Origin of the sequence: Mesorhizobium sp. INR15 (genome assembly GCF_015500075.1) — a bacterium.
GTDB lineage: Bacteria > Pseudomonadota > Alphaproteobacteria > Rhizobiales > Rhizobiaceae > Mesorhizobium.
On sequence record NZ_CP045496.1, the window covers coordinates 2,831,359 to 2,846,106 of the forward strand.

A 14,748-nucleotide genomic window follows, 5' to 3' on the forward strand; every position below is an offset into this window, starting at 1 on the left:
AGACATTGGAGGGCGCGATGTACGTCAATGTTGCCGTTCTGAAAGAGACGCAGCCGCATGAACGGCGTGTGGCTATGGTGCCATCGGTCGTGCCCAAGCTGGTCAAGCTGGGCGGAAAGCTGCACATGCAGAAAGGGGCAGGGGACGCCATCAAGCTGGCGGACTCGGCCTTCAGGGATGTCGTATTCATCCCCGATCGCAAAAAGCTGGTTGCCGACGCCGATGTGGTTCTCGCGGTCCAGCCGCCCGCGCTGGATGTGGTCGATGCCATGAAGCCGGGTGCGATCCTGATCTCGTTCATCTACGCCGACAAGGAGCCGGCATTGGTGGAACGCCTTTTGGACAGGAAGATCACCTGCTTTGCCATGGAAAAGCTGCCGCGCATAACACGGGCGCAATCAATGGACGCGTTGTCGAGCCAGTCCGCGCTCGCCGGATATTATGCCGTGCAACTCGGCGCCACGCATCTTGGCCGGATCCTTCCGAAGCTCACGACGGCCGCTGGTGCAGTTGGTCCCGCCAAGGTTCTGGTCATGGGGCTTGGCGTCGCTGGCCTGGAGGCACTGGCTACCGCCCATCGCCTGGGCGCGGTGACCGAGGGTTATGATGTGCGTCCGGAAACCCAGGAACAGGCCTTGTCGCTTGGCGCGACCTTCGTTGAGACGGGCGTCGATGCGAGAGGCAAGGGCGGCTACGCCCGCGAACTGACGGCCGAGGAAAAGACCAAGGTTGCCAGCGTGCTGACCGCGCATATTCAGGCCGCGGACCTTATCATCACCACCGCGGCCATTCCTGGACGGCCGTCACCCAAGCTCATCAGCAAGGCGCAGGTCGCCGGCATGAAGGCCGGCGCGGTCATTGTCGATCTGTCCGCGGAAGGCGGCGGCAATTGCGAAGATACGCGCCCCGGTGAAACGGCGCAGATCGGCTTGGTGACTATCGTCGCGCCACTGAACGTGCCGTCATTGCTCGGCGAAGACGCCAGCCGGCTCTATGCCAGCAACCAGTACAATCTGCTCGCGCTGATGATGAAGGACAACATCATCACGATCGACTGGGACGACGAGATCCTCGCCGGGACGGTGCTCACACATGACGGCGCGATAAAGAACCAGGCGGCCAAGCCACATGCGGAAACCATCGCGCCCCCCGGCATGGGCAAGGACCGCAATTCCGTGCCGGCCGCGAAAGTGGCCTGAGCCACAGGAGAACACCATGGATTTCTCGATCTCGATCAGCGGGTTTGTCGCGCTCTACATCTTCATGCTCGCGGGCTTCGCCGGCTGGGTCATTATCGGCCATGTTCCGGCGATCCTGCACACGCCGCTGATGTCCGGCTCCAACTTCGTTCACGGCATCGTCGTGGTCGGCGGGATTTTTGCGCTGCTCAATGCGAGTACGACGCTGGAACAGGCAATAGGGTTCTTTGCCGTGCTGCTTGGTGCCGGCAACGCCGCGGGTGGCTACGCGGTTACCGATCGCATGCTCGCGATGTTCCAGACCAGCGAACATCAGCCTGCGCACGCAAAATCCGGCCGCGCCAAGGCCCTTCACCCGAAGAAGGGCTGAGGAACCGCCATGCTCACCATCATCCCGCAACTCCTGATCGGGGCTGCCGATCTAGCGGCTGCTTTCCTGTTCCTCTACGGCCTCAAGCGAATGTCGTCGCCCGTGACGGCGCCCTCGGGCATATTCGTCGCCGGGCTTGGCATGGTCGTCGCGATCCTCGCCAGCTTTCTCTACGCGTTCGATGTTACAACGGAAGCGAGGCCCTTCCTCGCGACCAATATCGGGCTTGCTTTTGTCGCACTCGTTGTCGGCGGAGGCGCTGCCTGGTGGAGCGGTCGGAAGGTCGCGATGACCGCCATGCCCCAGATGGTGGCCCTTTACAACGGCATGGGCGGCGGCGCGGCCGGTGCTATCGCGGCCGTGGAACTGTTCGGCGGTAAATCCCAGGGCGCTACCCAGCTCATCGTCACCCTGGCAGGCGCGCTGATCGGCGCCGTGTCTCTGTCCGGATCGCTGATCGCCTGGGGCAAGCTCGATGGTGTGATCAACAAGCCGCTTCGGTTCAAAGGGCAGCAACTGGTCAATGGACTTGTGTTCATGGCCACTCTTGTCGTCGGGGGCTATCTTGTCTTTGCCGTTGAGGCAGGCGCGGCGCCGTTGATTGCGACGCCCGATCTGATCTATCTCTTCTTCGCCCTGGCGCTTGTCTTCGGCATCCTCATGACCCTGCCGATCGGCGGGGCCGACATGCCAGTGGTGATATCCGTCTACAACGCCTTCACCGGCCTCGCGGTCGGCCTGGAAGGTTTCGTTTTGCAGAACCCGGCCCTGATGATCGCCGGCATGGTGGTCGGCGCCGCTGGCCTGCTGCTGACCCTGCTCATGGCCAAGGCCATGAATCGCTCGGTGAGCAACATCCTGTTCACGAACTTCGGTGCCGTCACCAAGCAGAAGCAGGGTGATATCAAGGGCAGCCTCAAGCCTGCCGCAGCCGGTGATGCCGGCATCTTCATGCGCTACGTGAAGGAGGTCATCATCGTGCCGGGCTATGGTCTCGCGGTCGCGCAGGGCCAGCAGAAGCTCTACGAGTTCGTCAAGCTGCTGCAGTCGGCAGATGTCACGGTCAAGTTCGCCATTCATCGGGTGGCTGGCCGGATGCCAGGTCAGATGGACGTCTTGCTTGCCGAAGCCGGCGTGCCCTACGACCTCATCTTCCAGCTCGATGACATCAACGACGAGTTCGCCAACGCCGATGTCGCCCTCGTCATCGGCGCCAACGATGTGGTGAACCCAGCGGCTCGCACGGACAAATCCTCGCCGATCTTCGGCATGCCTATCCTAAACGCCGACAAGGCCAAGAAGGTTTTCGTCGTGAAGCGCGGCGAGGGCAAAGGCTACGCTGGCATCCAGAACGCGCCCTTTTACGGCGACAACTGCGACATGGTCTACGGCGACGCCCAGGCCGTGCTCATCAAGATGATCGAGGCCGTGCGTAGCCTTGGATTGTCAGCCGCTGCTTGACGCCGGCTCCTGAACAGCCGGCACCAGACTCAAAAAGAAAAGGATCTCCCCATGGCATCCAAGATGCACGCCGCGGTCGTTACAGGTTTCGGAAAGCCACTTGAGTTCCGGGAGTGGGATATACCCACTCCCGGCGCGGGCCAGATATTGGTGAAGACAGAAGCCTGTGGCGTCTGCCACACCGATCTCCATGCAGCGCGCGGCGACTGGCCCTTGAAGCCGACGCCCCCCTTCATTCCCGGCCATGAGGGCATCGGCCGGGTTACCGCCGTTGGCGCCGGCGCCACCATCGTCAAGGAGGGCGACCGGGTAGGGGTGCCATGGCTATACTCCGCCTGTGGCCATTGCGAACATTGCCTGGCTGCGTGGGAGACGGTGTGCGGCGAGGCGCAGTTCGGCGGCTATACGAAGAACGGCGGTTTTGCCGAGTACATTCTCGCGGACCCCAACTATGTCGCCCATATCCCCAATGGCCTGACGCCGCGCGAGGCGGCGCCGCTGATCTGCGCCGGCATCACGACCTACAAGGGGATCAAGGTGGCCGATGTCCGGCCTGGCGAGTGGATGGCCATCTCGGGTGCCGGCGGCCTCGGCCATCTGGCGATCCAATATGCCAAGGCGATGGGGCTTCAGGTCTGTGCCATCGATATCGACGACGGCAAGCTGGCGCTCGCCAAGAGCCTCGGCGCCGATCTCGTGGTCAATGCCAAATCCCCTGACGCGGTGGAGGCCGTGAGAAAAGGCACCGGAGGCGGCGCGCATGGCGTGCTGATCACCGCGCCTTCGCTTGGCGCCTTCAAACAGGGTATCGCCATGGCCCGCAAGCGCGGCACCTGCGTGCTGGTCGGCCTGCCGCCCGGCGAATTTCCGGTGCCTCTGTTCGACATGGTGGCCAATTGCATCACCATTCGTGGCTCGTTCGTCGGCACACGCGAGGACATGGCGGAGACGCTTGCATTCGCCGCCGACGGCAAGATCAAGGCCGACATCGAGATGCAGCCTCTGTCCGCCATCAATGCCGTTTTCGATCGGCTGGAGCACGGCAAGGTGGCAGGCCGGATCGTCCTCGACTTCGCCTAGAACGGAACCGACGACATTCGACCATATCCGTCAGGATTGGCCGGAGATGGAGAACAGCCATGCAGGCGATGGTTCTGAATCGGCTAAAATCCCCTCTTGCATGGATGGAGTTGCCTGACAGGCAACCGGGGCCGGGCGAGATAAGGATTCAGATTACCGCTTGCGGGGTCTGCCGTACCGATCTGCATGTCGTCGACGGTGAACTGCCCAACCCGGTGTTGCCGGTCATTCCCGGTCACGAGATCGTCGGCCGGGTCGACGCGATCGGCCCTGGCGTTGTCGGCCTGGTGGACGGCGAACGCGTGGGCGTCCCCTGGCTGGGCCGCACCTGCGGCGCCTGTTCCTATTGCTTGAGCAACCGGGAAAACCTTTGCGATCATCCGCTGTTTACGGGCTACACGCGAGACGGCGGATTTGCCACCGCAGCCATTGCCGACGCTCGATTTGCATTTCCCCTCGGCGAAGCCGGTGACGACGCGTCGTTGGCGCCGCTGCTTTGCGCAGGCTTGATCGGTTGGCGGTCCCTGTCGATTGCCGGCGCCGGCAAGCGGCTTGGGCTCTTCGGCTTCGGGGCCGCCGCCCACATCGTTGCGCAGGTCGCGAAATGGCAAGGGCACGAGGTCTACGCCTTCACCAGGCAAGGCGATCTGGCGACGCAGGCGTTCGCGCGCGAGATCGGTGCCGTCTGGGCGGCAGGCTCCGGCGACACGCCGCCCGAACCGCTTGATGCGGCCATCATCTTCGCGCCTGCGGGCGAACTGGTGCCGATCGCCTTGAAGGCGGTCCGCAAGGGCGGGCGCGTCGTTTGCGCGGGCATTCACATGAGCGACATCCCCAGCTTCCCATACAGTCTTCTCTGGGAGGAAAGGCAGCTTGTCTCGGTTGCCAATCTGACACGGCAGGACGGTATCGACTTCCTCGCGCTCGCCCCGAAAATCGGCATCGTCACCAGGACAACCCGATATCCCCTGCCGCAAGCCAACGAAGCCCTGGACGACCTGCGCGCCGGGCGGTTCGAAGGTGCTGCGGTTCTCGTGCCTTGACCTGCCAGGGTCACGATGCGGACTCGGCCTGAGTATATTCCGAACCTCCACCGCGCCAACCACGTCAGCTAGGATTTGCTCGTCACACCTCGTTGGTTCCTCGCGCCCAAATGCGGGAATCGAGACGCTGGTGCTTTCGATAATGGGATGGACGCTGTGATGAAAATACTGCTGACGATTCTCGGTTGTCTAGTCGTAGCGGCCGCCGGCGGGCTCGTTTTCATCTATTCGGGCATATACGATGTTTCGGCAACGACCCCTGATAGTGCGATTGTTGCCTGGGCCGTCCACACCACGTCGGATCGCTCGGTCGGCGCACGCCTTGGGGCAATCAAGGTTCCGTCCGGGCTGGACCAGCCAGCGACGATCGAGGCTGGCGCGCATCTGTTTTCACAGAATTGCTCCGTCTGCCACGGCGGGCCAGGACTTGAGAGAACAAACATTTCGCGTGGTCTCAATCCACAGCCGCCGGATCTCTTCCGTGCGAGCCGGGTGCCAGAGGCGGACGAGAATTTCCAGTTCATAAAGTACGGCGTCAAGATGACTGCCATGCCAGGGTTCGCCCCGACACAAACCGACGAACAGATATGGTCGTTGGTCGCTTTTCTCGGCGTGGCACCTGGCATGACGGCGCCGGTTTTTTCATCCAAGGTCGGTGCAAAGGTCACAGAGGCGGCTCCCTCGGCTCCGGCAGGCGGCTGACACGGACCGATGATCGAGTCGATCGGCGGACGCATGGTGCAGTGGCGCTTGGGCGGCAACTTCGGAGCATCAGGAGAAATCTATGCAGATCCACGTCAGCACCGACCACAATCTTGATGGACATGAAGGGCTGACGCGTCACGTTGAAGCCAATCTCAAGGCCGGGCTTGCCCGGTTCAGCGATGGGATCACGTCGATCGAGGTCCGTTTGAGCGACGAGAATGCCGCCAAATCCGGCAACGCCGACAAGCGCTGCGTCATCGAGATCCGGCCCGCTGGGCGCAACCCAGTGGCGGTGACCGACAATCGCGCAACCATCGAGGAGGCCGTGGAGGGCGCGACAAGGAAGCTGCGGCGACTGCTGGACTCCGCCCAAGGGCGGTCAAACGATCATAAGGGCGGCGCCTCGATCCGGACAGATGAAGATGTTGATTGATCCGGCAACAGGTCTTTCGCCGGGTCCATTGTCGCCCGATCTGCAGGCGAAAATGAACGCCTACTGGCGCGCCGCCAACTATCTGTCGGTTGGCCAAATCTATCTGCGCGACAACCCGCTGCTCGAGGCCCCGCTCAAGATCGAACACGTCAAGCCTCGTTTGCTCGGCCATTGGGGCACGACACCGGGACTGAATTTCCTCTATGTCCACCTCAATCGGCTCATCAAGAAGAACGACCTCGACATGATTTACGTCATAGGTCCCGGCCATGGCGGCCCCGGCATCGTGGCGAATACCTATCTCGAAGGGTCGTATACGGAACGCTATCCGGCGATCGAGCGCAGCCGCAATGGCATGCTTCGCCTGTTTCGACAGTTCTCGTGGCCTGGCGGAATCCCTAGCCACGTAGCGCCGGAAACCCCTGGTTCGATTCACGAGGGCGGGGAACTCGGCTATTCCCTCACGCACGCATTCGGCGCGGCCTTCGACAATCCCGAATTGATCGTTGCTTGCGTCGTCGGCGACGGGGAGGCCGAAACCGGACCGCTCGCGGCCAGTTGGCACTCAAACAAATTCCTCAACCCGGCGCGTGACGGCGCGGTTCTGCCGATCCTTCACCTCAACGGTTTCAAGATCGCCAATCCGACGGTGCTGGCGCGGATCAGCCGCGAGGAGCTGACGCAACTGTTTCTCGGGTACGGCTACGATCCGCATTTTGTGGAGGGCGATGATCCGGCAATCCTGCACCAGACGCTGGCCGCCACGCTCGACAAGGTCTTGGACAGGATTCGGCAAATTCAGAAGGAAGCGCGTGCTTCCGGTGATGCCGCAGGACCGCAGCGTCCGCGCTGGCCGATGATCATCCTTCGCACGCCCAAAGGTTGGACAGGGCCCAAATTCGTCGATGGCAAACCCGTCGAAGGCACGTGGCGTGCGCATCAGGTTCCGATCGCGGATTTCAAGAACCCCGAACACCTGAAGCAACTTGAAGACTGGATGCTGAGCTACAAGCCCCACGAACTGTTCGACGAAGGTGGAAAGTTCCGCGAGGAATTCGCAGCGCTCGCTCCCACGGGCCATAGCCGCATGGGAGCCAATCCGCATGCCAATGGCGGCGAGATGCTGAAGCCGCTGTCGATGCCGCATTTCCATGATTATGCGGTAACCGTGGCTGAGCCCGGTGGCGTCAAGGCGGAAGCGACACGCGTTCTCGGCACATTTCTGCGTGACGTAATGAAGCTCAATCTCGGCAAGCAGAACTTCCGGCTTTTCGGTCCCGACGAAACCGCGTCAAACAGGCTGGAAGCCGTCTTTGACGTTTCCGGCAAGGAGTGGATGGCCGAGATTGACGACGTCGATATCAATCTCAGCGCCGATGGACGTGTCATGGAAGTGCTGAGCGAGCACCTCTGCGAAGGTTGGCTCGAAGGATATCTGCTCACAGGCCGACACGGTCTGTTCTCCTGCTACGAGGCGTTCATCCACATCATCGATTCCATGTTCAACCAGCACGCAAAGTGGCTGAAGGTCAGCAAGACCATTCCCTGGCGCAAACCGATCGCCTCGCTGAACTATCTGCTGACGTCGCATGTCTGGCGGCAGGATCACAACGGCTTCTCCCATCAGGATCCCGGCTTCATCGATCACGTCGCCAACAAGAAATCGGACGTGGTGCGCATCTACTTGCCGCCCGACGCGAACTGTCTGCTGTCGGTCGCCGATCACTGCCTGCGAAGCCGCAACTACATCAACCTGATCGTCGCCGGCAAACAGCCCGAATGGCAGTGGCTCGACATGGCGTCCGCCACGCGGCACTGCACTGTCGGTGCCGGCATCTGGCAGTGGGCTAGCGACGACGGCGACGAGGTCGATGTGGTCATGGCCTGCGCGGGAGACATCCCGACGCTGGAGACGCTTGCCGCTGTAAAGCTTCTGCGCGCCCATTATCCCGACATTCGCATCCGTGTCGTCAACGTGGTGGATCTGATGGTCCTGCAGCCTCAGTCGGAACATCCGCACGGGCTGGAAGATCAGGACTTCGACGAACTGTTCACGCTGGACAAGCCGGTGATCTTCGCGTTCCACGGCTACCCCGCCATGATCCACAAGCTGACCTACCGCCGGAACAATCACGACAACATCCATGTGCGCGGCTACAAGGAGGAGGGCACCACGACGACGCCTTTCGATATGGTCGTGTTGAACAATCTGGACCGCTTCCAGCTCGCGCTGGATGCCGTCAGCCGAATCCCGAGGTTCAGTCATCGCGTTCAGAACGCGACGGAGTTTTACTGGGCCGCCATGGAACGTCACAAGCTCTACATCAGCGAATATGGCGACGACATGCCGGAGATCCGCGAGTGGTGCTGGAAATCCTGACCTCACCCTAGCGGGATGCTCAATGACAGAGGCCAAGCCGAACGTTGTCGTCCTCACGTTGAACAGTGGCTCGTCATCGCTCAAATTCGGATTGTACCGTGTCGACGCCTCGCGGACCGAAATGCTGCTTGCGGGTGAGGCCGAGTCGATCGGTGGGAGCAACAGCAAGTTCCACGCGACGGATGCGCACGGAACCAGACTGCCGGAAGTGACGGGGCGTATTGCCGATCAACGTGAGGCGGTCATCCGCGTCGGCCGGCTTCTCGCCGGCTCCGAGGCGCCCGCACCTGACGCGGTCGGGCATCGCATCGTGCATGGCGGACCGAACCTGCGGCGGCGGTGTCTGATTGATGATGCCGTGCTGCAGCAACTCGAAGCGGCTATCCCGTTCGCACCGTTGCACATGCCGCCAGCTCTATCCGTCATAAAATTTGCACGCGAGCATTTCCCAAACCTGCCACAGGCGGCGAGTTTCGACACGACCTTTCACGCCGATTTGCCTGATATCGCCCGCGTCCTTCCTGTTCCCAAGGAATTGCGGGCAGAAGGCATCCAGCGCTATGGATTTCATGGCCTTTCCTGCGCATCGATCCTGCATCAGCTTGGCGGCGATCTACCGGAGCGCGTGATCATCGCTCATCTAGGCAACGGAGCGAGCATCACTGCGGTCAGAGGCGGCAAGTCCATCGACACCAGCATGGGCTTGACCCCGACTGGTGGCGTCATCATGGGCACGCGCAGCGGCGATCTCGATCCTGGCCTGCTGGTCTATCTGATGCGCGAGAAGAAGCTTGATGCGCCGATGCTCGAAGATCTGCTCGATCATCATTCAGGTCTCCTCGGAATTTCGGGCTTGAGCGGTGATATGCGACAGCTACACAAAGGCACCGCGTCGGATGCGCGTCTCGCGATTGAGATGTTCTGCTATTCCGTGCGCAAGCAGATCGCCGCGATGAACGCTGCCCTGAATGGAGTGGACCTCATCGTTTTCACTGGTGGCATTGGAGAGAATGACGGAAATGTTCGCGCCGAGATCTGCGCTGGTTTGTCCTGGAATGGCGTCAGACTTGATGAAACCCGGAACAGTTCCAACGCCTGTCTTGTCAGCGATCCGGCGTCCCGCTGCAAAGTGATGGTTCTCCCATCACAGGAGGATGAACAGATCGGACGCGATGCCTGGGCTCTGCTCGATGCCAGTCGTCCCAATGGCTGACATCTTGTCTGAGCTAACCCAGCTGCCAAACTCGACAAGGCCTGGCCCAATGTGGTCGTCGATGTCGCACTGCGTCAATCAACTCGCCGGAACGTCGGCGCCCTCAACAGCAGCATGGCGAGTAACAAGGACCAGATGTTTCGATCCAATTCGCGGCAGCAAAGAAATACAGCGAGGCCGCAATCGACACAGCTGCGGCTCGCCGACCCCGAAGCTGCGACGTCGGGCCTATCGGGTATCTATCCATGAAGCGTTCCTGGTTCGCGAAGGCAAGGCGATTTCGACATCGAACGCGACGGCTGCGCGTCTGGCATCCGTTGGAACCTTGACAGCCGTCACCGCCAGCCTGGCGAGCGCGGGAAGCGACTTCGAGCCGGTCTTCTTCATGATGGCGGCACGATGGTTCTCGACTGTCCGCTGGCTGATTCCGAGGGCGGCCGCGATGTTCTTGCTGGGATGACCTGCAAGCACGAGATCCATGATCTGGTGCTGCCTGAGGGTCAACTCCGCCATTTGGGACGCCGCCGATTCCTGCGATAGCGCCCGTCTGTTCGAATCCCTGGCCAGATCGAGCGCGTGGTGAACGCTGGCACGCAGTTCGGTCAGACCGATCGGCTTCTCGATGAAATCGGAAACCCCCGCCTTCATCGCCTCCACCGCGATCGACACGTCGCTTTCGCCGGTGATCATGATCGAGGGAAGAACATCGCCTCGTTGACGCAGCCTTTCGAGAAGCTGCAGGCCGCTCATTCCCGGCAGGTACGCATCGAGAAGCAAGCATTCCGGCAGCCTCCTTTTGGTGCTCTCCAGGAAGGCCTCGCAGCTTTCATACGTTTCCAGTGCGTATCCGTCATCTTCGAACACGCGTTTGATTTTTTGGCGGATATTGCTGTCGTCATCCACGATATGGATCGTCGGCACGGCGATGGCACCGCCTGTATCCGCGCGTTCTTCGGAAATCACTGATGATGCGCGCTCTTCCGATAGCAGACGTTGGATGAGGTTGGTCAGTTCTTGAAGACGAACGGGCTTGTGAAGCTGCGCAAACCCATTCTGTGCGATAACCCGCAAAGTGTCGGCGGAAATGTCGCCGGTGAGGATTACTACCGGAACGGATCTGTGAAGCTTTTCGCGAAGCGTAATTGCCGTCTGGACGCCGTCCATTTTCCCCGGCAGGCCAAAATCCGCCAGGACAATGTCGGGCCTGATGGCCCCATGAAGCGTCAGTTCCAGCGCCGAAGCGCCATCGGGAGCGACCAGCACATGGTGGCCCGAATCTTTCAGCAGGTCCTCGAGCATTTCAAGGACTTCCGGATCATCCTCCACCACAAGGATCGCACCAACAGCGCTTCTTTCCTTTGGGGGCGGTGTAATATCTTGCTCCGCAACCATATCTTCCACGTCTTCAACTTCATCCGAGGCGAGCGGAATGTCGATCGCGAAGACCGAGCCCTTTCCGAGTGTCGAGTGAACACGAACGTTGTGGCCGAGGAGGTCGCTAAGGCGTTTGACGATCGATAGTCCAAGGCCGAGCCCTTTGTTTGTCTCACGAGCGGCATTGTCGATCTGGTAATACTCGTCGAAGATAGCCTGCAGATCACCGCCCTCGATGCCTGGCCCCGTGTCCCAAACCTCGATACTGACTTTGCCGAGGCGACGACGACATCCGATCAGCACCTTGCCAGCCTTCGTGTATTTCAAAGCGTTGGCGACCAGGTTCCTGATAATCTGCTCGAGAAGACGCGGATCGCTTCGGACTCGCAAACTGGTCGTGACCAGGCACATTTCGATTTTCTTTGCCTGGGCGAGATAGACAAACTCACGCCCCAGCCGGGACAGCAGGTCACCAACCGCAAAATTTACAATCTCGCCGCGAACGATGCCCGCTTCGATCTGGTTGATGTTGAGCAGGGCGTTCAGCATTCCGGTCATGGCGTCGAGCGTCTCATCGAAACGCGCGATCAGCCTCTCCTGCTTCTCGCCCTTGGCTGTCTTGGCAAGCAGGCCTTGTACCAATGTCAGCGTTTGGAGCGGCTGGCGAAGATCGTGGCTCGCGGCCGCAAGGAACCGCGATTTCGCCGACGTCGCCTGTTCAGCCTCACGCTTCGCGGCAATCAGGGCGTCCGCGTCGTGCCGGCGGTTGGTGATATCAGCGAATGTGATCACCACCCCTTCGACGCGATTGTCCTGCGTACGATAAGCTTGGATCCGCCGCATGTACCACGCGCCATCTGAAGCCTCGATCTCGCTTTCGATCGGGGCGAGTGATTCAAGCACCGTGCGGGCATGTACCAGAAGTGCGGCATCGGAGGCCATTGAGGCCAGATCAGCCAGCGGCCGACCCACATCGCCTGGAATGACGTTGAAAAGTTGTTTTGTCGCCGGCGTGAAGAAACGGATATTGAGATCCCGGTCGAGAAACACGGTCGCGATATCCGTGCTGTTCAGCACGTTCTGAAGGTCGTTGGACAACGTGCGCTGATGTTCCAGCGTTTCCTGAAGTTGACTGTTGAGGGCCGTCAGCTCTTCGTTGAGCGACTGAAGCTCCTCCTTCGAAGTAAGCAGCTCCTCATTCGTCGACTGATATTCTTCGTTGACCGAGAGCGTCTCGTCGTTGATCGCCTTCTGCTCCTCGCCCGATATCTCCAGGTTGCGAATGGCATCCTGAAGTTCCGTTCGTGTGTCGTCGAGCTCTCTCTCCAGTTCGGCTATCCGAGGAACGTCCTCAGGCAGGGAAGAAGCACCATGCATCGCGCGAAATGTCTCTTCATGAAAGCAAACGAGCAGAAGGTCTTCGCCTTCGCTTATGAAGGGCTGGACATCGATGCTTAGGGAAATCGCGACGCCATCTCGTTCGGATTGGCCGCCCGACAGCCGAGCACAGGCATTTGTCTGCACCGCTTGCTGAACGGCAGCACGAATCTTGTTGCGGATGCCTTTCCGCGAAAGAGCCAGCAGATCGAGCGTCGGTGACCCTTGAGCCACGCTCAGGTAACGGTCGATTGGCCCGACCGCATACAGGCAGTCATTCTTGCGGTTGATCACCACCGCTGCAGGCGCGTGGGAATCCAGTATCATTTGACGGCAAAGTTCGCCGAGCGTTGCCTGGCGGGACAGGGTTCGGCGCTGCCCGGGTTTGGAATGCGTCATATCGACCGCACCGGCGGCCAACGGAAAGGCGAACACGCCGGGGCGGCTGCGGCCTATGTGCCGATAAATCCGCTGGGACTTGGCTACGGCTTCAAAGCGACCCTCGGCATTGCCGACCGTTTCCGCGCTTCCCAGGAAGAGCATTCCGCCGTCATCCAACGCAAAATGAAACAGCGCAATCGCCTTCTTCTGGGCATCCGGCCCGAGATAGATCAGCATGTTTCGGCAGGAAATGAAGTCCAGTCGGGAGAACGGCGGATCTGACAGGACGTTCTGCACCGTGAAGACGACACTGGCGCGCAGCTCAGCCGAGACACGGTACCCGGTGTCTTCCCGGTAAAAATATTTGGCGAGCCGTTCTTCCGAAATGTCGGCGTCGATCGCATGCCCATAGAAGCCCTCGCGTGCCGTTGCGATGGCGTCGGCTTCTATATCGGAGGCGAACACATGCAGCTTGGATCTGCTGTTGGCAGCATCGATCGCCTCCCGGAACAGGATGGCCAGGGAGTAGGCCTCTTCGCCAGTGCTGCAGCCGGCGATCCATATCCGAAGAGCGCGCTCTGGGGCCGCGGCTTTCACAAGGTCCGGGACGATCTCCTTGGTCAGAAACTCAAATGCATCGGGGTCACGGAAGAAACGCGTGACATGAATAAGGAGGTCCTTGGCGAGTGCATCACGTTCGACTTCGTCCTGTTTGAGATGCTTCAGATAGTCCGTCATGTCGTCGAACTTGACCGCTGCCATGCCCATACGCCGCTCGATGCGGCGCTGGAGCGTGCCAGTCTTGTAGTGCGTAAAATCGTGCCCGGTTTCAGTGCGCAGATATTCGATGATCTCCTCGCGCGGTCGGTCCGATGAGCGCGGATCGAGTGGTTCGATGATGTCTTTGCCAGACGGCTCGCTTCTCGCAACCAGCGCTTCGGCGATCCGGCCGACAGGCATGACGAGGTCGACAAGACCCGTGGCTATGGCACTTCTGGGCATGCCATCGAAGGTCGCCTCATGAGGGTCCTGCGCTATGACAAGTCCCCCAAGCGCGCTTATCACCCTCAGTCCGACGCTGCCGTCGTCGCCTGTTCCGGAAAGCACTATGCAGATGCCGCGCGCGCCATACTCGTTGGCAACAGCGTTGAGCAGGAAATCGAATGGCAGGCGCGCGCCGTGCGGGGCGTTGGGCTTGGACACGAGAAGTGTCCCGTTCTTTACGGCAAGATATGTTCCGGGTTGGATTACGTAGAGGTGGTTTGGTTCGATTGCCGTCCCGTTTGATGCCTCGACGATCGTCATCGTCGTATGGCGGCCGAGCAACTCCACCATAAGGCTTTTATGCGAGGGATCCAGATGCTGCACCAGCAAGAAGGACATGTCCAGTTTTGGCGGAAGCGCATCAAGCAGCTTTTGACACGCCTCCAATCCACCTGCGGAAGCGCCAATAGCAACAACCGGGAAATTGGTCGGATCGCTTTCTTTGGCAGGCGCGGATGCCACAGCCCGACTTGGCGGCGGTCGTACCGTCGCCGCATGATCGGGAGCGGTCCCAGGCATTTTTTGGGTTTCCTTTGAGCCTGCTCTCCAATGAACGGGCGGATGGAGCGTGCTAACAATCGCCAGCAATTGCCGTCTTGATTGAAATCAATTCTCGATCTGGCCCACAGGTAACGTTCAACAGGGACATCGCGTTCCAGGCATAGATTGATGGAAACGCTATTGCCTG

At 60.4% G+C, this 14,748-nt stretch carries 10 protein-coding genes; 9 read left to right on the top strand and 1 reads right to left on the bottom strand.

What is annotated here, in order from left to right; translation table 11 throughout:
* Window positions 1-17: 17 nt before the first annotated feature.
* From GA829_RS13955 to GA829_RS13995, 9 genes are all read left to right on the top strand, one after another.
* The gene (locus GA829_RS13955) at window positions 18-1,199 is read left to right on the top strand and encodes an NAD(P) transhydrogenase subunit alpha (protein WP_195179055.1); all 1,182 of its coding nucleotides are present in this window, start codon (window positions 18-20) and stop codon (window positions 1,197-1,199) included.
* 16 nt (window positions 1,200-1,215) lie between these two features.
* Window positions 1,216-1,569 carry an NAD(P) transhydrogenase subunit alpha part 2 gene (locus tag GA829_RS13960; protein ID WP_195179056.1) on the top strand — a complete coding sequence of 118 codons (354 nt, stop codon included), beginning with the start codon at window positions 1,216-1,218 and terminating at the stop codon, window positions 1,567-1,569.
* 9 nt (window positions 1,570-1,578) lie between these two features.
* Window positions 1,579-3,030 (top strand): NAD(P)(+) transhydrogenase (Re/Si-specific) subunit beta, encoded by a 1,452-nt coding sequence (locus GA829_RS13965; RefSeq protein WP_195179057.1) that lies wholly within the window; start codon window positions 1,579-1,581, stop codon window positions 3,028-3,030.
* Window positions 3,031-3,081: 51 nt separating this feature from the next.
* Window positions 3,082-4,110, top strand: coding sequence for an alcohol dehydrogenase AdhP (adhP, locus tag GA829_RS13970; protein WP_195179058.1), 1,029 nt, complete (start codon window positions 3,082-3,084; stop codon window positions 4,108-4,110).
* Window positions 4,111-4,169: 59 nt separating this feature from the next.
* The gene (locus GA829_RS13975) at window positions 4,170-5,153 is read left to right on the top strand and encodes a zinc-dependent alcohol dehydrogenase family protein (RefSeq protein WP_195179059.1); all 984 of its coding nucleotides are present in this window, start codon (window positions 4,170-4,172) and stop codon (window positions 5,151-5,153) included.
* A 159-nt stretch (window positions 5,154-5,312) separates the two neighbouring features.
* A complete protein-coding gene (locus tag GA829_RS13980; RefSeq protein WP_195179060.1) occupies window positions 5,313-5,855 on the top strand; it encodes a c-type cytochrome in 543 nt (180 codons plus the stop codon).
* Window positions 5,856-5,937: 82 nt separating this feature from the next.
* Window positions 5,938-6,291 (top strand): HPF/RaiA family ribosome-associated protein, encoded by a 354-nt coding sequence (locus GA829_RS13985; protein ID WP_195179061.1) that lies wholly within the window; start codon window positions 5,938-5,940, stop codon window positions 6,289-6,291.
* Window positions 6,281-8,671 carry a phosphoketolase family protein gene (locus GA829_RS13990; protein WP_195179634.1) on the top strand — a complete coding sequence of 797 codons (2,391 nt, stop codon included), beginning with the start codon at window positions 6,281-6,283 and terminating at the stop codon, window positions 8,669-8,671. Before GA829_RS13985 ends, GA829_RS13990 begins: the two co-directional genes overlap by 11 nt.
* A gap of 22 nt (window positions 8,672-8,693) precedes the next feature.
* Entirely contained in the window at window positions 8,694-9,884 is a 1,191-nt protein-coding gene (locus GA829_RS13995; protein ID WP_195179062.1) for an acetate/propionate family kinase, read from the top strand.
* 228 nt (window positions 9,885-10,112) lie between these two features.
* Here GA829_RS13995 and GA829_RS14000 read toward each other — a convergent pair whose 3' ends face one another.
* The gene (locus GA829_RS14000) at window positions 10,113-14,579 is read right to left on the bottom strand and encodes a chemotaxis protein CheB (RefSeq protein ID WP_195179063.1); all 4,467 of its coding nucleotides are present in this window, start codon (window positions 14,577-14,579) and stop codon (window positions 10,113-10,115) included.
* Between the last annotated feature and the right edge of the window lie 169 nt (window positions 14,580-14,748).

Excerpts from the sequence above, each read along its gene's own strand:
- GA829_RS13955 (WP_195179055.1), top strand. The coding sequence starts at position 18 with ATGTACGTCAATGTTGCCGTTCTGAAAGAGACGCAGCCGCATGAACGG.
- GA829_RS13960 (WP_195179056.1), top strand. The coding sequence starts at position 1,216 with ATGGATTTCTCGATCTCGATCAGCGGGTTTGTCGCGCTCTACATCTTC.
- GA829_RS13965 (WP_195179057.1), top strand. The coding sequence starts at position 1,579 with ATGCTCACCATCATCCCGCAACTCCTGATCGGGGCTGCCGATCTAGCG.
- adhP (WP_195179058.1), top strand. The coding sequence starts at position 3,082 with ATGGCATCCAAGATGCACGCCGCGGTCGTTACAGGTTTCGGAAAGCCA.
- GA829_RS13975 (WP_195179059.1), top strand. The coding sequence starts at position 4,170 with ATGCAGGCGATGGTTCTGAATCGGCTAAAATCCCCTCTTGCATGGATG.
- GA829_RS13980 (WP_195179060.1), top strand. The coding sequence starts at position 5,313 with ATGAAAATACTGCTGACGATTCTCGGTTGTCTAGTCGTAGCGGCCGCC.
- GA829_RS13985 (WP_195179061.1), top strand. The coding sequence starts at position 5,938 with ATGCAGATCCACGTCAGCACCGACCACAATCTTGATGGACATGAAGGG.
- GA829_RS13990 (WP_195179634.1), top strand. The coding sequence starts at position 6,281 with ATGTTGATTGATCCGGCAACAGGTCTTTCGCCGGGTCCATTGTCGCCC.
- GA829_RS13995 (WP_195179062.1), top strand. The coding sequence starts at position 8,694 with ATGACAGAGGCCAAGCCGAACGTTGTCGTCCTCACGTTGAACAGTGGC.
- GA829_RS14000 (WP_195179063.1), bottom strand. The coding sequence starts at position 14,579 with ATGCCTGGGACCGCTCCCGATCATGCGGCGACGGTACGACCGCCGCCA.